The following is a 17,972-nucleotide window of genomic DNA, read 5'->3' on the forward strand; positions in this document are numbered from 1 at the left end:
TTAATAAACTCTACGGCCATTCTGATATCTTCGGGCAGGATTTTGGCCGTTCCCTCTTACCGTTCAAATCACTGACGGTAACAAGATCCGCATACTCATTGTTGACATAGGACTGCAAATACATCTGAGAAATTGAGCCTGAACCGATGACACCTATTTTCAGCTTCTCCATCCCAGGCGACTCCTTCTTTTAATTCTTTTCCCTTTCCATCTCTACACGAATCTTTTTGTCCTGAAAATACTTCCAATTCGAACAGATGTTTGGTATAATTAAACCAAACAAACGTTCTCATATAAGGAGGTTTGCTGCTGTGAATACATGTCGTAATTATCGCTTCATTGAGAGAGATTATTGGGTGAAGAAGGTACTGTCTGGCAGCGAGCATTTGCATCCGGAACAAGTGGAACAGATGATGGATGACATGGAGAACGACTGGCAAGATCTCACCTTTCGTTTTTGCCCCGATGGATCGGTTACAATCATAGATAATCATACCAATCAACGTGTCTCCCCACGTGATCTTAGCGGAGCCGTGCTTGACTTTTATATCCGGAAGCGGATCGAATTTATCCGGGTCAGCCTGGAAGAAAAAATCCTGCAGTATGCCTAATGGGCATCCTGCAGGATTTTTTCAGGTTGCAGATTAAAGCAACTCTCTCTTTGTTTATTTTGTTCCGGGTAACTCCCCGCATTCCTTATGTCTGAAGCAGGAAATGATGTGGTCATTTACCATTCCGGCTGCCTGCATGAACGAGTAGCAGATAGTACTTCCCACAAAAGAGAATCCCTGCCGCTTCAGTTCTTTGCTTATCTTATCAGACAGAAGTGTAGAGGCGGGCACTTCCTTATGAGATTTCCAAACATTTTGAATCACTTCTCCGCCCACAAAACCCCAGATATAAGAGCTGAATGACCCATAAACTTGCTGCAGTTCCTTAACTTTCTGTGCATTTTGTATAGCGGAGCGGATTTTTCGTTCGTTACGGATGATTCCTTCGTTCCCCTTAAGGCGTATAACATCCCTTTCCGTCATTGCAGATACTTTGTCCACATCAAATCCGTAAAAAGCTTCACGGTAATTTTCCCTTTTTTTGAGGACCGTAAGCCAGCTCAATCCGGCCTGAGCCCCTTCCAGCACAAGAAGTTCAAAAAGTTTCCGGTCATCCTTAACGGGTACCCCCCATTCCTCATCATGGTAACACAAATAAAGAGGATCTGACGTTACCCATTCGCATCGGTTCAATCCATGTCCCTCCTTGCCGAAATCATTTCTATGCCAGCCGGTAAAATCTGATTGTATTGTTCAACAGGACATCGGCCGTTTCACTGACGGGCTTTTTCTTGATTCCAGCCATACATAGAACGGATTCTCCAATCATGTCAGGATGCGTCATCCGGCCCTCGAATGGTCCTTCAAAGGGCCAAGGGCCATCCGTCTCTACCATTAACTGCTCTAAAGGTACCTGTCTCACCAAATTTTGAATCTCTTCTGCGTAGACCATATCCGGTGTGACTGAAAAGAGATAGCCGTTTTCAACCATCCGGTCCGTAATTTGCTCATTCCCTTTGAACCAGTGAAAATGAGCTTTCTTCCACCGATACATTTCCAGAAGATCTACAGCAATGGCTGCATCCTCATATACGGCATGCAAAACGATAGGCTTATCCAGCTTCTTGGCCAGCCAAACGAACTTTTCCAACAGATTTATATAAGGAATCAAAGCAAACGGCTCCCCCTTACTTTCGGCTTCTTTTCTATTGTAATAGGGAAGGCCTACTTCTCCAACTGCGGCCATCCCGTTATGATTAGCCTCAATCCATTTAAACAGTTCCTGTTCCTCTGCCGTCCCCGGGATAGCTTGTTCAGGATGATATCCGTATGCCGGGAAAATAAGGCCCGGAAATTGCCTGGCCAGGGTTTGATTCATTTTGCAGGAAACGAGGTTCATAGATACAGTGATCATTCCCCGTACTCCGGGACCCAGGATGGAAAGCAGCTGTGCCCGTTCTTCTTCTTTGTACAAATCAAGATGAATGTGTGCATCTATAACGTGCATGGACTTATCCTCCCGCTCCGATTGCCTGCTGAGACTTCATCTGCCTGTAAATATCCTGTTTCAGCTGAAGAAAAAGAGAGTCCAATTGCACTTCTTCCCGGCGGGGCCTGTCAAACGGAACCCGGATTTCCTCCAGTACAATAGTTGGCTTTTTGCTGAGCAAATAAATCCGGTCCGATAAATAAAGAGCTTCTTCAATGCTGTGGGTAACAAAGAGAACCGAGCGTTTATTTTCTTCCCACAGGTGGAGCAGCCACTCCTGCATATCCTGTCTGGTCAAAGCATCCAGGGCACCAAACGGCTCATCCAGACACATCAGCTCCTGCTCGCTAAGCAAAGCTCTTAAGAATGATACGCGCTGCTGCATACCGCCTGACAGTACATGCGGGTAAGAATTTTCATAGCCGGAAAGCCCCGCCCGCTTCAACCAGGCCCTTGCCTTCTCCAATGAAGCTGAGGCAGGTTTACCGGAAACCTCCAGAGCCATAATCACATTTTGCTCAATTGTTCTCCAGGGAAGTAAAGAGGCTTGCTGGGGCATATAACTGATTAGCCCCTTTTGCCCGGTTACCGTCTTTCCTTCCAGCTTCACTTCTCCGGAGGAAGGGGGGATCAGCCCTCCTATTATATGAAACAGTGTACTTTTGCCGCTCCCCGAAGGACCTATGAGAGAGACGAACTCCCCTTCATTCACATGAAGGGAGATATCTTTTAACACAGTCCGCTCGTTTTTTTCCTGAGTAAACGTTTTGGTTAAGTGAACCAGTTCCAGTTTTTTTATAGTCATCTTACCGCCCCCTATTTCCGTTTCCATCTGAACATAAAACGTTCAAGAAGTAAAATCAGGCTAAACAATAGCATACTTAAAATTACAATGATAAACATCGATACAAAAACCCGGTCCGTCCGGAAGGAAGACTTAGCCAGAAGCATGTAGACCCCGATACCCTTGTCGGATCCGAGCCACTCTGCAATGACTGCTCCCATAATGCTATAGGTAGCGGATATTTTGACGCCGGAAAACAGAGAAGGCAGAGCACCGGGAAACTCCACTTTGGTAAATAACTGAAGTTTGCTTGCTCCGATCATTTTCATATAATTCATGATACTCCGGTCAGCCTGGGCAAATCCATCCATTGCAGAGACAGCAATCGGAAAAAAACAGACCAGCGTAATGACGATAACTTTAGGAAGAAGACCAAAGCCGAACCAGATCATCAAAAGCGGAGCCAGTGCAATCATAGGAATGTTTTGTGAAAGCAATAAAAGCGGATAGAATGCCTGTTTCACCCCGGGAATCAGATGCAAGATGCAGGCCAGGATAATACCCGTGGAGGTTCCAATAGCAAAACCGATCAAGGTAATTTCCAGTGTAAAGGATAGATGACCGCTAATTCTTGGCAACTGGTCCCAAAGTTCCGTTACGATCTGAAGAGGCCCGGGTAACATGAACGACTCAATACCAAACCAGGAAACAGCAGCCTGCCATAGGAACAGCAGAAGGATGACTGTCCCAACGGGCGGCCATCCTTTTCTCCACATTTCTGTCCATGCTGAGGATTTCATCTGTACTTCTCCGTAAGCTTCGCCATAGAAGTCCCCTCAGGGTTGTAGTAAATTTTGATCTGGGAAATTACATTGGGGCTTCCCATTTCAATCATGGCCTGATTCATTTGCTCCACGATGGCCAGAAGTTCCCGTAATTCTCCCTCCATCGTTGTTTCCAGCGGATGAACTTCAAACTTTACACCTGATTCCTGAATGACCTGGATTGCCCGATCCACATAAGGAATCACATTTTCCCCGCCCGGAGTCTTGGGCAGTATTTGTATACTAAGCAGTGCATTTGCCATCTTGTTTTTGTCTCCTCTCCAAGATTTGCCGCAATGTCATGATTATTTGGACGCGGCCGGTAAAAAGTCATTCGTGAAGGCTTTCTCCGCTTCAAGCGGTTTTTCCAGCAGCTTGTTTTCAACCATCCAATCCGAATAGTTCTGCCATACAGACAATTTTTGTTCACCCCAGCGCGGAGCATCATCCTGATAACGCGGGCTCAGCCATTTTTGACTTTTCTGTACCAGCTCTTTATCCAGATCGGGTACACACTTCAGCAGGATATCCGCTGCTTCTTCCGGTTTATCTATGGCGAACTGGTATCCTTGGGATACGGCTGTCATAAACTTTTTCACGGTCTCCGGCTTGTTCTTGATCATATCTTCATTCGTGGCAATAACCGGGGTATAATAATCCAGTTTCTCCGAATATTTATTAACGTAAATCATATCAAGAGGCTCATTTTTAAGCTCTGCTTCAATTCCGGTCCAGGCATAAAAGATCCAGGCAAAATCAATGTCCCGTTTCGTTGCTGTAAAATAATCGGCTTCTCCAATATTAACAATCTTTACTTTTTCAATATCCGCATTCTCTTTGCGCATAATGGAATCTATCACCGCTTTTTCCGAAGGCGCGCCAAAGCCGCCGTAGGTTTTGCCTTCAAAATCTTTTGGCGATTTAATATTTTTTCCGGCCGGGGCGGCAAAGCCTGAAGTATTATGCTGGATAATAGCAGCCAGGGATACAATAGGAACCCCTTGAGTACGCGCTTGTGTAATAGACTCCTGAATGCTGATGCCAAAAGGGACACTGCCTGATGCTATCATCGTATCCGCTCCCCCGCCCCGGGGGAATAATATCGACATCAAGCCCTTGTTCTTTAAAATATCCTTTTTCCTTTGCAACATATAGTCCGGTATGATTCGTATTAGGCGTCCAATCCAGCACCACTTTTACTTTTTCGAGGGCGCCTGCCTCCGGACTCGGCTGGGAAGATGCTCCCTGTCCACTTTTGCCGCTTGAACACCCTGTAAGGCCTATAATCACAGCGAGCAGGGCAGTCCCCAGCCATTTGCTAGTGTTGTTCTTCATGTTCTTGTTCTCCTCCTGACAACTACAACAAAAAAAGCTCCCCGATCCGGAAGCTTGGCGTTATTGTACAGAGACACATGAATACAGGTTCATGTAAAATTTCCTACGCTGGCATTACCCAGATCAGGTTAAAGGGTCAGTATCTTCATGGGATACAATCTCAGCCGGCCAATTCCAGCCCCCCAGAGTTGTATGGAATTGTGTGTGATGTGATTACTTCGTACATTATAGCATAAAGCGTCATTTTGTCTACCGTTAATTCATGCCGTTAATTATGAACGGACCCATTCCTTTAAAGCCCCGAATTGCCGTTTGGCATCTTTATATCCTACTTCAAACAGGGCGGATAGTTTCCTCGGATCTTTCTCCGTGCGTCCTACATGGACCGGTACTGATGGCCGGAAAACAAACACATTTCCCTTATCTTCCTGTTCCTGAATGTATTCTAAAGTTTCATTATAAACCCGGGCCCGGTTGGCTAATGCCTGTACCAGCCCTGAATATTCAGGATAAAACCGTTTGGCCAGCCATCGTCCATTTGCCGGTTTTTTCCTGTAACCTGCAGGCCGGGTCAATACCACCACATGCTTCTTGTTTCCGTCTTTTTCAGATTGCAGAATCGGTATTGGAGCTGATACTCCACCATCAAACAAGACACGCCCCCCATATTTAACGGGCTGGGACAAAAAAGGCAAGCTGCTGGAAGCCTGGACGATCTGCAATGTTTGTTCTCCTGTTTCTTTTTTTGAAAAAAAGACCGGTTCACCTGTATGGGCATCTGTTGTCCCTACAACGAAGTTTTGCTCGGAAGAATAAAAAGACTCAAAGTCAAAAGGTTCCAGCTCATTCGGAAGTTTATTAAAAATAAAGTTCATGCCGAAAATACTTTTTTCTCTCCATAAATTACGGTAACTCAAATATCTCGGATCACGCACATAATCAACTGTCACTTTCCGGTTGCGGCCCATTTGCCTGGCAATATAAGATGTAGCATTACAGGCTCCCGCAGATACTCCGATAACATAAGGGGTATAAAAATCGTTCTCAATAAAAAACTCAAGTACTCCTGCTGTATAAACCCCCCTCATTCCTCCGCCTTCCAAAACCAAACCTACAGATTCCATTTCGCCAACACCTGCCATTCTATTGAAAATGGCAAAAGTTATTGCTTCGGCGGCATTTGAACCAAGGAAATAGGCCAAAGGCCTTCCAAGGATTTAAAGTGCATACCTCCGGTTTAAAGCAAAACTTTCACCTGCTAAATATCTAAATCCCCAATCCGAAAACCCTTGTAAATCAAGGGTTTTCAAATTAGCTTTCCTGTTTCGGGACATTGTTTAAGGTCGGTGGAAATTGCTTTTCCCTTCTTTCATTTAATGAAACAGTTTCTTCTTTCATTCTTGATTTATTTTGCTGATTATTCATTTTTTTAGCTTCATGATGCGGCATGCAGTTCACCTCCACCTTTACTTTTCTCAAAACCGTAAGAAAGGATACAGAAAGAATCGGGACTGATAGATCAAGAAACTTATCTTGTAAAAAAACGTTGAACTTTCGGATATTATGACTTTTTTGCGATTTCCCGGAAAATACATCCATTACTACCCATTTCCCTGAGGTATGAAACACTTTATTTTAACACATTTTAAGATAAAATCATTATAAAAGGAGCCGACAGATATGGTTGAAAGCCAGCAGCACCAAATGTACATACAAAGGGCCGTAGATGAAGCGGATCAGGCCATTCTAGCCGCCCAGAAAGCGGAGCATGATCTTCAAACTGCAGTTATAAAAGCCGATCCCGTTCTGATTCAAAAAGCGCAGGCCGAGCTTGGCACAGCCAAACGCCGGATAACGGAATCCTACCAGCAGCTGAATTCGTTCGATCCGGAAAAATACGGTCAACAACTCAAACAAACTATCGGGCAGACTCGCCAGGCTATACAGGATCTGGATATGTCGGAGGAAGTTCACACGCCAAAACAAGTACGTTAAGCAATCATCCGCAGGCGGCCACAGCTTGCAACAAGACTTGATCAAGCTACCTTCCTGCCGTGGCCTATGCGGCATTTCCGGACCTGAAAAACCGGTTTTTAATACCTTTGAGAACTGACCGGTTTATGGTAAACTATTCAGGAATACTAGGATCACTTGCAGGGAGGCCTCTTTTTACATGTTAGTTATTGGTATAGCCGGTGGGACCGGTTCTGGTAAATCCAGCGTGGCCCGTTCTATTATAACTAAGCTGGGTGCGGATAATGTCACTCTTATATGTCAGGACAATTATTATTTGGACCACGCCGAACTTAGCTTTGAAGAACGGGAAAAAATCAATTACGACCATCCAAGCGCTTTTGAAAACGATCTCTTGCTTCAGCATCTGAAACAATTGCGCCAGGGAAAGGCCGTACAGATTCCTGTTTATGGTTTTACCAAACATGCCCGCTCATCGGAAACCATCCATATTAATGTTAAACCTATTGTTCTTGTAGAAGGTATTCATGTTTTGACCGATGACCACCTTCGTGAAGAATTGAACATAAAAGTATTTATGGATACGGATCCGGATGTTCGCATTCTTCGCAGAATTGTAAGAGATATGAAAGAACGGGGCCGTTCACTGGAGTCCGTTCATGATCAATATCTGAATACGGTCAAACCGATGCATGATGCTTTTATCGAACCGTCCAAAAAATATGCTGACATTATCATACCGGAAGGCGGAGAAAATAAAATCGGCATCAGCATGCTGACTTCCCTGACTGAACGGTATTTAAACAACTTTGTTCCTACATCTTAGCAAGAAATGAATCGCCGTCCTGTTCAGCAGGCGGTCATGAAATTATAAAAAGCCGAAGGCCTCCAAAGGCCTTCAGGCTTTTTTACATAGACAAATGAGTAGACGGAACCTCTTGCTGTACGGATTCTTTTTTTCCTTTAAACCATATCTCCGCAAAAGCAAAGATCAAATAGATGCCTCCCAGCATCCAGAATAAACTGCTAAGCGAGATATACTGGATACTAAGTCCACCGAGATTTGGTCCTGCCACACTGCCCAAACTATGATTGATGGAGGCAATTACATTTGCAGTAGGCAGCAATACTTTTGGCAGCAGATCAGACGCATAAGCCAGACCCAAAGAAAAGAAGGAACCGACCAGACCGCCTGCAACGAAAAGACATAACCCGATAAGCCACACGTTCCCCCCGGCCAGTGGAACCAGCAGGAAGCAAAGGCCGCCGATAATCCCCGCCGCCAGAAGTACCTTTTTTCTTCCTATCCGGTCGCTCAGCATGCCTAGTGGCAGCTGCAAGGCAAGCCCACCAATACCGATGACTGGAAGAAGCAGGGAAAGTGCGGATTCATCCAAGCCTATTCTCAGCCCATACAAAGCAAAGTTGCTGTTCAGAACAGCTTCCATAAAACCGTAAAGAAATGCCGGTATTAAAGCGAACCACGCAATCCGCAGCGTTTGGGTATAGCGTTTTTGAATACTTTGTTCCTTTTTTGAATCTCCGCTGAGGCTCCCTTTTCTTCCGGAAGTTTCAGCAGCAAAAACAGAACCCCGGCATAAAAAGACAATACAGCCGCAAAAGGTGCCCATTGCCCAAACTGCAGCAAATTAATGCCCGCAGGTCCGATACAGAAACCGATTCCGTAGGCCATGCCGTAAAATGAAATATAACTTCCTTTTTTATGTTCGGGACAGCTGGTCAATATCCAAAGCTGAGCCGAAAAATGCAGGGAGCTGTTTCCTATACCGACAAGAAAGCGCAGCAAGAACCAGACCCAAATGTTTGTCCAGAAAGGAAAACTGAGAGTAGCGAAAAAATCCAGTAAAAGACCGGCAATCAAGACACGTTTATATCCAAAACGGCGGATCGGTTTTTCAACGACAAACATGGCTAAGAAGCTTCCGATATACATCCCGGCCGCATTAAAACCATTTATACCGGAGGAGACTCCGGCATCTTCAAGTAGAATTGTCAAAAGCGGCAGCAGCAGTCCTTGGCTTAGTCCCGCAACAACTACAGTCAATAAAATGACGGGCATCCGGAAAGGTTCCGCAATTGGCTTCATCATTTTGTTCAAAGTTATTGTTCCCCCTTGCTGAACATCCTCATTCTCTGTCTTTATATGAGGCCACTTGAACGATTTTACCCAATAAACCTACCCTAGGTCAATTGTATCCTTTCAATGCGGTGTTCCCAGGCTTTTAAACCCGGCGGGAGAGGCTCACCGTACCGTTCTTCGATGACTAGCCGCAGCTTTTTGATCCATTGTGTAAAATCTTGATACTTCGAGAAATGGGATGCGTATAATCATCCAAAAGAAGAAAATATGGACCCGCATATTTATCTGTCAGAAACTGCAAAGATATGTCCATCGGGGTATATTTTTTTCGTTTCAGTTATGTCAGCTATGCCGGGCCTGTCTCCCAAGTCTTCATGCCAAACTCAAATTGGGGTATAATGAAATGAAGTGGGTAGCTGAATCCTTCACATAAAACTGCCGATGGACATTGCATGATAAATCCGGTTCGGATTTATCCATACCTTCTTGCACCGGTTCCGGAAAGAAGCCGTTCTGTGAAATGGATTCAATCTGCTTATTTTACATAAAGGAGCAAAGCCGTAATGAGAGATCCGAGACTGGAAATATTCGCAAAGAACATTATCCGTTACTCTACCGAGCTTCAGCCAGGTGAAAATATTTTGATCGAGTTGATTGGTCTAAAAGATAATGAGCTTGCGAAGTGTTTTATTGAAGAAGTACAGGCTGTTGGTGCCTTTCCGTTCCTGGAATTCCGCGATGCGGCCGTTACCCGTAAATTAATCATGAACGGAACAGAAGAACAATTCAAGCGCATGGCCGAGATTGAACTGGAACGCATGCGAAAAATGGACGCTTATGTCGGGGTAAGAAGCGGTGAGAATGTAACGGAAACTTCAGACGTTCCCGAAGAAAAGATGAAAATGTTTATGTCCTTATACCAGCGTCCCGTAACGAATGAACGTGTGAATAATACAAAATGGTGCATCATGCGCTACCCTAACGGATCAATGGCCCAATTGGCCAACACCAGTACAGATGCGTTCGAAGATTTTTATTTCAATGTGTGTAATTTGGATTATAGCAAAATGGAAAAAGCAATGGACCCTCTCGTCGAACTGATGGAGCGGACAAATAAAGTGCGTATTATATCTCCTGGTACCGATCTGACGTTCTCTATTAAAGGAATCCCGGCTATCAAATGCTGCGGGAAAAGAAACATTCCGGATGGAGAAGTATATACGGCTCCGGTAATCGATTCTGTTAACGGAGTAATCAGCTACAATACTCCAACGGTTTATTCAGGTTCTTCCTTTGAAAATGTAGTCCTTCGCTTTGAAAATGGAAAAATTGTTGAAGCTACAAGCAGCAATACTCCGCGGCTCAACGAAATCCTGGATACGGACGAAGGTGCCCGTTTCATTGGGGAATTTGCTATCGGAGTTAACCCGCATATCCATCATCCGATGAAGGACATCCTGTTCGATGAAAAAATTGACGGCTCCCTTCATTTCACCCCGGGGCAGGCTTATAAAATCGCGGATAATTCCAACCGTTCTTCGGTTCATTGGGATATGGTATTAATCCAGCGCCCTGACTATGGCGGCGGTGAAATTTATTTTGATGATGTGCTGATCCGGAAAGACGGGCGTTTTGTCATCAAAGAACTGGAGGGACTTAATCCTGAAAATCTAGTATAAGCTGTTAAAGACACATGTCCTTTGAGGGCATGTGTCTTTTTGACGATTAGTCTACGGAATAATTATCTATACGATTCTTTACCCGATTCAATACTTCTTCAATTTTATCGGGTTTCAATAGCTCCACCGGAGAGAGATGATGGTCAAACTGAAGATCGTTCCCTTCCAGCAGTACTACATACCGGTCTCCTAATTTGGCAAAGTGAATGTTCTTCCCGAAGTCTTCCAGTTTTCCCTTCACGTTCAATTGATCCAGTTTGAACTGCAAATGAAGGTCCGGCTTTTGCTGGATAAGCTGCTGTGAAGCTTCCATCACCTGTTCTTCCGACCATTTCTCCTGAAGCTCCCTCTTCTCACTGGCCGCCCAAAGCTCAAATTCGTGCTCTTCCTGCTGCCTTTGGGATTCATCCCCTTGCCAATACTCCTCAAAGTGATGCTGTACAATGGTCATCATCTGGTCCTGCATAATTTCCGGCATTGTCCGTTCATACTCAACAAATTTTAGGAAGTCCTCAAAATAACGGGCATGGGAAGACTGATGAATTTTCACTTCCCAATCTTCAAGAAATCCCTCTTCTGTCAGATAAGGATATTGGATCGACTTCATATTTTTGGCGTTAATCGCCATTTCAACTTCATGCAGCAAACTTGCCTCATCCGTTATTCTGGCTATTTTCGGCTCAAAGTCGCATTTGAGTATAAATACAAATGGAATATCCGTAACTTTAGGAAGAGTGGCATTTACTATAATGAGGGCTCCTCCTCTTACGGCACTTGTATTCATATAAGCCTGGGCCAAGGCTTCACTATTATCAAGAAACTGTTCCAATGTTACGGCCTGTTGAAGCCGATAGAACAAATTATAGTTTGGGTTAGTATCCAATTCATAACCGGGCTCAACAATAAAATGACCGATTTTTGTCGGCACTTGTTCGGAACGGGGGTTCCGTTCCACCTTCCTTTTCACTATGCGGGCAAATTCCCCGTCCAGAAACATTTGCAGACTGCTCCCGGGATAAGTATTACTGTCCAGTGTCTGATAATGTTTACAGCCTTTCCCCTGGGCTTCTTCTTTGTTCAATTGTATGACAAAAAAGGAAATAAATCGCACTTTAATTTCCATAATTTTTGTTAAAATCCTCCCGTTTTTACTTAATTCATGGTAATTTTCCCCTTATTCAAAATAACGACAAAAATAAACCTCTTTTTTATTAAAAATATTTCTATCCGGCGTAACAAACGTGGATGCCTAAGTGTCTATTATAATACAGCAAACAATAATGAATAAATATAAATATTGAGGTGCACAATAATGATTCATGGAACGAAGTTGTTAGATACAGACATAGAATTATTCGCAGCAGCGTTAGTTCAAACCGATGTCTATGTTTGGTCGATGGATGAGCATGACGTCTATGTGAAAGTGGATTCAGGTAAAATTACCAAATATACCCCGACCCATGTCCATATCCGTTGTTCGTGTCCCGATTCGTCAGACCGAGTGTACCCGAGGGACCTGAATGAGTTTAGTGTCAAATTCTGATAACAACTGAGTATCTCGACATAAAAAAGCCGGGAAGTCTGAAACTTCCTGGCTTTTTATAAGATTAGATTTATTTCTTATAAGATATGAACGGTTATATTGGCTGCACTTGTGATTTGGCAAAGGCTGCACTTCCAATAACGCCTCCGTCATCGATCAGCTCTCCTTGATGAATATGAAGCCGTTCCCAGTATCCCGGGTATACTTTAAGCTTCAGCTCCTCTCTCATTGGCTTGAACAGTCGCTCCCCAGCCAATGCAGCGCCTCCTCCAATAATTAAAGCATCTGGACTGTAAAGTGTAACTGCATAAGCAAGACCTCTTCCCAGCAAGGTTCCGGTATGCTGCATTACTTGTACTGCAACCGCATCCCCTGCGTCATAAGCTTTGGAAACATCAGCTGAGGTAAGAGCATCAAGCTTCTCATCCTTTAGCCACTCCTGCAAAACACTCGTTGCTCCAGTACGGACAACCTCCTGCACCTGCTTGACAATACCTGTAGCGGAAGCAACCGTTTCCAGGCAGCCTGACATTCCGCATCCGCACTTCCTGTGTTCGCCTTCCATATGGATATGTCCCAGTTCACCCGCCATGTAACCGCCACCATAATATAAATGTCTTGTATTGACCATGGCAGCAGCCAACCCGGTCCCCAGTGTAATGCCCAGGAGATGCTTATACCCTCTGGCTGCCCCTGCCGCTGCCTCGCCAAACACATACATCCTCACGTCATTGTCAATAAATACAGGCACTTGAAGCTTTGCCGATAAAAGATGGGCTACAGGCAGATCTCTCCATCCCAGGTTACCGGCAAACATGCACACTCCATCTTCAGGATTAATAAATCCGGGACAACCGATCCCAACCCCCTGCAGTTCATTAAGAGGGATACCTGTTTCTTCCAGCAGTTGTTTGACCATAGCTGCCATTCGTTCAAGAACAAACCCGCTCCCCTTTGCCGCTTCTGTCGGCTGCTTCAGTTTGCCCAGCAGGTTCAAGTCCTCATCTACAAGTCCGCAAACAATGTTCGTTCCGCCTAAATCGATGCCTGCCCAATACTTCATTTGGTATCTTCCTCTCTTATGTTTTAAGTTACGGTTACCTGCTCACATTGATGTTGGCAAAACCGGAAGACATAATTCTACCCTAGTACCTTTGCCGACCTGGCTTTCTATTTTCATTGAACCTTGATGGGCCTCCATGATTTGATGGCACATCATAAGGCCAAGACCCGTGCCTTTCTCTTTGGTTGTGAAAAAAGGCTCTCCCAGTTTGGGGATTTTTTCGGGCGGGATTCCCACGCCATGATCCGTGCAGCTAATAACAACATCCTGTTCCCGCAATGTCACTTCTACTTCAATAGTGCCATCAGCATGAAAGCCGCCGCTTATCATCTTGTTTTGTTTATCCGCCTTTTTTGCACTTATTGACATAACCGCCGCATACACCCCGCCTTTGCATCCATGCATCGAAATGGTTGCAATTTGATTCTATACATTCGACAAACTGGGAATGAATCCTGCTGAAAAAGGGTTATTTCCCTGTCTGGCGAAAGAATAAGGATCACACTCTGATGATCAGGAGGAATTTTCATATGCCTAATGTTTGGGCACATTTGATATTCGGGCAGGAGCTTCTGCAGCATCTGAGGCATAAAGAACTGCTGGATGACCGTACGAGGAATGTATTTAACCTGGGATGCCAGGGACCGGACTTTTTGTTTTACCATCATTTCTGGCCTTGGCAGAAAGACAAACTGTCCAAAACCGGCAACCTGCTGCATACCAAACATTGCGGCCCTTTTTTGTGGGATATGCTGGCCCGCGTTAAAGGACTCCCGCTTTCAGACCCCCTGCTTCTTTATGCCATTGGTTTTTTAACCCACCATATTCTGGACCGGAACCTGCACCCGTATGTATTCTATAAAAGCGGCTTCGGCAAATGGAAACATCAAAACTTCGAAGTGATTATGGATACCTGTATCGTCCGGAAAAAGCGGGGATTGGAAACGTATAAAAATCCTGTCTGGAAACAAATCTATGTAGGTCCTGCCCTGCCTTCCGGTATAGCGGAGTCTTTGTACCAGTTGACCGGGCTTTATTATCCCGGAACACAAGAGGGAATCAAACCCTGCCATTGGGAGGAAGCTTACTGCCAAATGATTAAGGCCCTCAAGTTGTTCCACGACCCGACCGGCATCAAAACCTGGCTCACATTCAAACAAATAGAGCCTTTTGTTTACAAACGGAAGCTGGAACCCTTGGATTATTTGAACGAACAACATGAGGAATGGAACTGTCCGACTGATCCGAACGAACGCTATACAGAAAGCGTATGGGATCTTTGGGATAAAGCAACCAGAGATGGCACGAGGACAGTTTCAGCAGCTTTCCGCTGGCTGCAAACCCATGCATCCTCGCCCGGCTATGAAGAAGCGGAATCCGTATTCAAAAAAGAGCTTGGTAACTTGTCGTATGAAACCGGCAAACCTTGCGACCTGAACCTTAAAATCAAATATGTCCAGCCTATGATTTAAGCTTGCTGAGCAAAAGACTTTTTTACCTTTCTTATATGATTTGAACTTCTTAGCCTGCACACTCAGTGTATATTTTCCGTCCAGGAATATACATCCTGAGTGTGCAAACAAATTCTCCCAAATAAAATAGCTATCGGTTCTCTATCTGCCAATCCAGTTCTGAAAGTCCGTTCTGACGAAGAATTTCATTGGCTTTAGAGAAATGTCTGCACCCCAAAAACCCTCTGTGAGCGGATAATTGGCTGGGATGAGGTGCTCTCAGCATATAATGATGCTTGTTATGAATCAAGGCAGCTTTGGACTGGGCATGACTTCCCCATAGCAAAAATACCACCGGAGTTTCTTTCTCATTAAGTGTGGTAATCACTTTATCTGTAAAGTTCTCCCAACCTTTTCCCTTATGGGAATTCGCCTGTCCCTCCCTCACGGTAAGAACGGTGTTGAGCATCAGTACTCCCTGGTTGGCCCACTTTAATAGATAGCCGTTATTCGGGAATAAAGCAGCCAAGGTCGTCATGCAGTTCTTTATATATATTTTGAAGTGAAGGCGGTGTTCTTACGCCCGGTTTAACAGAAAAACTGAGCCCGTGCGCCTGATCCGGTCCATGATATGGATCTTGCCCCAAAATCACGACTTTCACCTTATGGAATGGAGTATGGTGCAGCGCATTAAAAATATCATATGGACCCGGATAAATTGTATGTGAGGTATATTCTTGTTTTAGAAATTCCCGCAATTTCAAATAATAGGGCTTAGTGAATTCTTCCCCGAGTTTGTCTTGCCAGTCATTGTTTAAAATCTGCTTTGCCATTTGTCTTACTCCCCCTACTCTCTTTCGTCCAGGTCTCTATGCCAAGCTTGCCCGTTTCACGGTCCAGCAGCACCAGTTTCCCCTCTACTTCTTTACCTCCTGGTGTACTGAGCTTCATTTTGCGTGTCCTGCCTTTTTGGGTGAGCATCTTGACCTGTGTGTCAGTCAGTGACCGCCCGAAACTGTTTTTCCAGATAACGAATCCGCATCCATCTTTGTAATGAGAACATCCGTACCCTTTCTTGCCCATAAAAATAGTTCCCCCACAGCCTTCCCGCGGACAGGTTCCAATTGAACCCGGTTGGGGATTACTTGCTTGCGGGTCTATTTTAGCCGGTACAGAACGTACCGTTACGTTTGATTTGCCCGCCTTTTTCCTTCCGGTACTTTTACCGGTATCTTCCTTTATGCCAAATGAAACCCTATCTGCTTTCGGCTGCATCTTCACCTGTTGTACAATCATGGCAGCAAATTTCTCTACATTTTTCATAAAGGTATTATCCGAAGCCTGACCCCTTGCTATCTCATTAAGCCGCTTTTCCCACTGTCCGGTCATTTCCGGTGAAGTAAGCAATTGTACCCCGGCACCGCGTATGAGTTCTATAGCAGTCCTGCCTTTTTGGGTAATTTCAATCTTTTTCCCCTTCATGGACAAATAACCCACCTTTTTTAACCTTTCAATGGTAGCAGCTCGGGTCGCCGGAGTACCAAGCCCCGACTCTTTCATCACATCCCTGAGCTCTTCATCTTCAATCTGCTTGCCCGCACTTTCCATTGCTTTAAGCAGGGTTCCCTCGGTATATGCTTTGGGAGGCTGGGTCTGTTTTTCCTTTGCCTCAGCTTGTTTGCAAAAAACCCCGCGGGAAGAATCCAGAGAAAAGGACTCACTAGTTTCCTCCTCTTCCTCCTGTTCCTCGTTTGCCCTCTTCTTTTGCTTCTGATGGTCTGCATAGAGTTCTTTCCAGCCCAAAGACAGAAGCTGTTTGATGGTTGTCTTGAACGTTTCCTGCTCCACCTCCGTAAGCACCGTATGCACCTTATACTCGGCCGGAGGATAGAAATGGGACAAGAACCGGCGTACAATCAAGTCATAGAGCTTCTGTTCGTCCGCACTCAGGTTTCCTGCCTTCCTGGATGTCGGCAAAATCGCATGATGATCCTCCACCCTGGATGGATTACAAATATGTTTGTTACGGGTATGTACCCGGTTTCGGTCTGCTCCTTGAACAAAGGGCCTGTAAGGAGTGTGCTCCAGGGAAGATAACGCTTTGTGCATCTCCGGGATATTAGCCTCCGTCACATAGTTGGAATTTGTCCTCGGGTAAGTAATGACTTTATGCTTTTCATATAAAGCCTGTGCAAGATCAAGAGTCTTTTTTGCCGGAAAGCTGTATTTGGAGTTCGCTTCCCGCTGCAAAAGCGTCAGATCAAAAAGTTTGAACGCATATTCCTTCGTTTCCTTAACTTCATATTTCCGGATTGAACCGGATTTCTCCCGTACTTTGGCCGCAATTCTCTCTGCCTGCTCCTTGCTGGTAATCCGTTCTCCTTGCCAAACTCCCTGATAAATGGTTTGATCCTGCTGAAATGCCGCTTTAACTTCATAAAAAGTAAGAGATGAAAAAGCCTCAATTTCTTTTTGCCGATCGTACACGAGAGCAAGAACAGGTGTCTGTACCCTCCCCACTGAAAGAAGAACATTGTGTCTCGTTGTAAAAGCACGTGACCCGTTCATTCCAATCAGCCAGTCTGCTTCACTTCGGGCCCTGGCTGCCTTGGTCAAATTCTCGTATTCTCCCCCGTCTCTTAATTGCTCAAACCCTTGTTTGATCGTTTCACTGGTTAGATCGGATATCCAGAGCCTTTTAACCGGCTGGCGGAGCTTTAAATGCCGTTGGATTAAAGAGAAAATATGCTGCCCTTCCCGCCCCGCGTCGCAGGCGTTAATCAAAAGGTTGCAGCGTTTTGAAAGTTCTGCAATCACTTTCAACTGGTCCTTTGTTTTCCTGTTCGGAACAAGACGGAATATTTCGGGAATGATGGGTAAATCATACAGATTCCATTTTTTATATTTAGGGTCGTACAGATCCGGTTCCGCAAGTTCAATCAAATGTCCAATTGCCCATGTGATAATATAGGTTTGGCCTTCCAAGTAAGTTCGTTTATTTTGCGCCCCTGGCTCAATAACGGAAGCAATATTCCGCCCCATGTCCGGTTTTTCGGCAATCACTAGCGTTTTCATAGGTCAAGTACCCTCTTTTCACAAAACACAAAACTATCATTCTATTCTACTAAATTCCATTATGCCGAAAAAGAGAGTTTTATACAAACGCATGGCGAAAACC

General features: G+C 44.8%; 20 protein-coding genes, 2 pseudogenes and 1 riboswitch. Of the genes and pseudogenes, 6 read left to right on the plus strand and 16 right to left on the minus strand.

The window, feature by feature from the left end; all coding sequences use genetic code 11:
• Positions 1–10: 10 nt before the first annotated feature.
• Positions 11–172 carry a hypothetical protein gene (locus BXP28_RS22550; RefSeq protein WP_024093912.1) on the minus strand — a complete coding sequence of 54 codons (162 nt, stop codon included), beginning with the start codon at positions 170–172 and terminating at the stop codon, positions 11–13.
• Between the two features lie 139 nt (positions 173–311).
• Between BXP28_RS22550 and BXP28_RS06545 the strand changes: the two genes are divergently transcribed.
• A complete protein-coding gene (locus BXP28_RS06545) occupies positions 312–611 on the plus strand; it encodes a hypothetical protein (RefSeq protein ID WP_036654439.1) in 300 nt (99 codons plus the stop codon).
• 54 nt (positions 612–665) lie between these two features.
• Here BXP28_RS06545 and BXP28_RS06550 read toward each other — a convergent pair whose 3' ends face one another.
• The 8 genes and pseudogenes from BXP28_RS06550 to BXP28_RS23215 all read right to left on the minus strand — a co-directional run bounded on the left by BXP28_RS06550 (position 666) and on the right by BXP28_RS23215 (position 6,432).
• Entirely contained in the window at positions 666–1,244 is a 579-nt protein-coding gene (locus BXP28_RS06550; RefSeq protein WP_036654441.1) for a DNA-3-methyladenine glycosylase I, read from the minus strand.
• 28 nt (positions 1,245–1,272) lie between these two features.
• Entirely contained in the window at positions 1,273–2,058 is a 786-nt protein-coding gene (locus tag BXP28_RS06555; RefSeq protein WP_023482554.1) for a TatD family hydrolase, read from the minus strand.
• 4 nt (positions 2,059–2,062) lie between these two features.
• The gene (locus BXP28_RS06560; RefSeq protein ID WP_024093909.1) at positions 2,063–2,845 is read right to left on the minus strand and encodes an ABC transporter ATP-binding protein; all 783 of its coding nucleotides are present in this window, start codon (positions 2,843–2,845) and stop codon (positions 2,063–2,065) included.
• Positions 2,846–2,856: 11 nt separating this feature from the next.
• Complete coding sequence (locus BXP28_RS06565; RefSeq protein WP_024093908.1) at positions 2,857–3,624, minus strand: ABC transporter permease; 768 nt, start codon at positions 3,622–3,624, stop codon at positions 2,857–2,859.
• Positions 3,621–3,911: a thiamine-binding protein gene (locus BXP28_RS06570; RefSeq protein WP_024093907.1), complete on the minus strand. Its 291-nt coding sequence runs from the start codon at positions 3,909–3,911 to the stop codon at positions 3,621–3,623. Before BXP28_RS06570 ends, BXP28_RS06565 begins: the two co-directional genes overlap by 4 nt.
• A gap of 42 nt (positions 3,912–3,953) precedes the next feature.
• Positions 3,954–4,983: pseudogene (locus BXP28_RS06575) on the minus strand (ABC transporter substrate-binding protein).
• Between the two features lie 83 nt (positions 4,984–5,066).
• Positions 5,067–5,178, minus strand: a riboswitch (TPP riboswitch).
• A 77-nt stretch (positions 5,179–5,255) separates the two neighbouring features.
• Positions 5,256–6,107, minus strand: a complete 852-nt coding sequence (locus BXP28_RS06580; protein WP_036656740.1) for a patatin-like phospholipase family protein — start codon at positions 6,105–6,107, stop codon at positions 5,256–5,258.
• A gap of 187 nt (positions 6,108–6,294) precedes the next feature.
• A complete protein-coding gene (locus BXP28_RS23215; protein ID WP_167552492.1) occupies positions 6,295–6,432 on the minus strand; it encodes a hypothetical protein in 138 nt (45 codons plus the stop codon).
• 231 nt (positions 6,433–6,663) lie between these two features.
• On the opposite strand from BXP28_RS23215, the gene BXP28_RS06590 reads away from it, so the two are divergent.
• A complete protein-coding gene (locus BXP28_RS06590) occupies positions 6,664–6,978 on the plus strand; it encodes a hypothetical protein (protein WP_023482549.1) in 315 nt (104 codons plus the stop codon).
• Positions 6,979–7,156: 178 nt separating this feature from the next.
• Positions 7,157–7,783: a uridine kinase gene (udk, locus tag BXP28_RS06595; protein ID WP_023482548.1), complete on the plus strand. Its 627-nt coding sequence runs from the start codon at positions 7,157–7,159 to the stop codon at positions 7,781–7,783.
• Positions 7,784–7,865: 82 nt separating this feature from the next.
• Here udk and BXP28_RS25010 read toward each other — a convergent pair whose 3' ends face one another.
• Complete coding sequence (locus tag BXP28_RS25010; protein ID WP_367869710.1) at positions 7,866–8,477, minus strand: MFS transporter; 612 nt, start codon at positions 8,475–8,477, stop codon at positions 7,866–7,868.
• Positions 8,429–9,067, minus strand: a complete 639-nt coding sequence (locus BXP28_RS25015) for an MFS transporter (RefSeq protein ID WP_367869711.1) — start codon at positions 9,065–9,067, stop codon at positions 8,429–8,431. Before BXP28_RS25015 ends, BXP28_RS25010 begins: the two co-directional genes overlap by 49 nt.
• A 554-nt stretch (positions 9,068–9,621) precedes the next feature.
• Between BXP28_RS25015 and BXP28_RS06605 the strand changes: the two genes are divergently transcribed.
• Entirely contained in the window at positions 9,622–10,737 is a 1,116-nt protein-coding gene (locus BXP28_RS06605) for an aminopeptidase (RefSeq protein ID WP_023482546.1), read from the plus strand.
• 46 nt (positions 10,738–10,783) lie between these two features.
• On the opposite strand, the gene BXP28_RS06610 is transcribed toward BXP28_RS06605, so the two are convergent.
• Positions 10,784–11,860: a DUF3900 domain-containing protein gene (locus BXP28_RS06610; RefSeq protein WP_023482545.1), complete on the minus strand. Its 1,077-nt coding sequence runs from the start codon at positions 11,858–11,860 to the stop codon at positions 10,784–10,786.
• A 189-nt stretch (positions 11,861–12,049) separates the two neighbouring features.
• On the opposite strand from BXP28_RS06610, the gene BXP28_RS06615 reads away from it, so the two are divergent.
• The gene (locus BXP28_RS06615) at positions 12,050–12,280 is read left to right on the plus strand and encodes a hypothetical protein (RefSeq protein WP_077584979.1); all 231 of its coding nucleotides are present in this window, start codon (positions 12,050–12,052) and stop codon (positions 12,278–12,280) included.
• A gap of 94 nt (positions 12,281–12,374) precedes the next feature.
• Here BXP28_RS06615 and BXP28_RS06620 read toward each other — a convergent pair whose 3' ends face one another.
• Positions 12,375–13,343 carry an ROK family protein gene (locus tag BXP28_RS06620; protein ID WP_023482544.1) on the minus strand — a complete coding sequence of 323 codons (969 nt, stop codon included), beginning with the start codon at positions 13,341–13,343 and terminating at the stop codon, positions 12,375–12,377.
• A gap of 42 nt (positions 13,344–13,385) precedes the next feature.
• Positions 13,386–13,712, minus strand: coding sequence for a sensor histidine kinase (locus BXP28_RS06625; protein ID WP_051427854.1), 327 nt, complete (start codon positions 13,710–13,712; stop codon positions 13,386–13,388).
• Positions 13,713–13,873: 161 nt separating this feature from the next.
• Between BXP28_RS06625 and BXP28_RS06630 the strand changes: the two genes are divergently transcribed.
• Positions 13,874–14,815, plus strand: coding sequence for a zinc dependent phospholipase C family protein (locus BXP28_RS06630; RefSeq protein ID WP_077584980.1), 942 nt, complete (start codon positions 13,874–13,876; stop codon positions 14,813–14,815).
• 130 nt (positions 14,816–14,945) lie between these two features.
• Here the strand turns inward: BXP28_RS06630 and ung are convergent.
• Both ung and BXP28_RS06640 read right to left on the minus strand, forming a co-directional pair.
• Positions 14,946–15,627, minus strand: a pseudogene (ung, locus tag BXP28_RS06635) (uracil-DNA glycosylase).
• Positions 15,602–17,869: a type IA DNA topoisomerase gene (locus tag BXP28_RS06640; RefSeq protein ID WP_023482539.1), complete on the minus strand. Its 2,268-nt coding sequence runs from the start codon at positions 17,867–17,869 to the stop codon at positions 15,602–15,604. The pseudogene ung and the gene BXP28_RS06640 overlap by 26 nt, the downstream one beginning before the upstream one ends.
• Positions 17,870–17,972 lie beyond the last annotated feature (103 nt).

Source organism: Paenibacillus larvae subsp. larvae, assembly GCF_002003265.1.
Lineage (GTDB): Bacteria > Bacillota > Bacilli > Paenibacillales > NBRC-103111 > Paenibacillus_H > Paenibacillus_H larvae.

What these genes read in the sequence shown, in the direction of transcription:
- BXP28_RS22550 (WP_024093912.1), bottom strand. Translation starts at nt 172, where the DNA reads ATGGAGAAGCTGAAAATAGGTGTCATCGGTTCAGGCTCAATTTCTCAG.
- BXP28_RS06555 (WP_023482554.1), bottom strand. Translation starts at nt 2,058, where the DNA reads ATGCACGTTATAGATGCACACATTCATCTTGATTTGTACAAAGAAGAA.
- BXP28_RS06560 (WP_024093909.1), bottom strand. Translation starts at nt 2,845, where the DNA reads ATGACTATAAAAAAACTGGAACTGGTTCACTTAACCAAAACGTTTACT.
- BXP28_RS06565 (WP_024093908.1), bottom strand. Translation starts at nt 3,624, where the DNA reads ATGAAATCCTCAGCATGGACAGAAATGTGGAGAAAAGGATGGCCGCCC.
- BXP28_RS06570 (WP_024093907.1), bottom strand. Translation starts at nt 3,911, where the DNA reads ATGGCAAATGCACTGCTTAGTATACAAATACTGCCCAAGACTCCGGGC.
- BXP28_RS06580 (WP_036656740.1), bottom strand. Translation starts at nt 6,107, where the DNA reads ATGGAATCTGTAGGTTTGGTTTTGGAAGGCGGAGGAATGAGGGGGGTT.
- BXP28_RS23215 (WP_167552492.1), bottom strand. Translation starts at nt 6,432, where the DNA reads ATGCCGCATCATGAAGCTAAAAAAATGAATAATCAGCAAAATAAATCA.
- BXP28_RS06590 (WP_023482549.1), top strand. Translation starts at nt 6,664, where the DNA reads ATGGTTGAAAGCCAGCAGCACCAAATGTACATACAAAGGGCCGTAGAT.
- udk (WP_023482548.1), top strand. Translation starts at nt 7,157, where the DNA reads ATGTTAGTTATTGGTATAGCCGGTGGGACCGGTTCTGGTAAATCCAGC.
- BXP28_RS25015 (WP_367869711.1), bottom strand. Translation starts at nt 9,067, where the DNA reads ATGATGAAGCCAATTGCGGAACCTTTCCGGATGCCCGTCATTTTATTG.
- BXP28_RS06605 (WP_023482546.1), top strand. Translation starts at nt 9,622, where the DNA reads ATGAGAGATCCGAGACTGGAAATATTCGCAAAGAACATTATCCGTTAC.
- BXP28_RS06610 (WP_023482545.1), bottom strand. Translation starts at nt 11,860, where the DNA reads ATGGAAATTAAAGTGCGATTTATTTCCTTTTTTGTCATACAATTGAAC.
- BXP28_RS06615 (WP_077584979.1), top strand. Translation starts at nt 12,050, where the DNA reads ATGATTCATGGAACGAAGTTGTTAGATACAGACATAGAATTATTCGCA.
- BXP28_RS06620 (WP_023482544.1), bottom strand. Translation starts at nt 13,343, where the DNA reads ATGAAGTATTGGGCAGGCATCGATTTAGGCGGAACGAACATTGTTTGC.
- BXP28_RS06625 (WP_051427854.1), bottom strand. Translation starts at nt 13,712, where the DNA reads ATGTCAATAAGTGCAAAAAAGGCGGATAAACAAAACAAGATGATAAGC.
- BXP28_RS06630 (WP_077584980.1), top strand. Translation starts at nt 13,874, where the DNA reads ATGCCTAATGTTTGGGCACATTTGATATTCGGGCAGGAGCTTCTGCAG.
- BXP28_RS06640 (WP_023482539.1), bottom strand. Translation starts at nt 17,869, where the DNA reads ATGAAAACGCTAGTGATTGCCGAAAAACCGGACATGGGGCGGAATATT.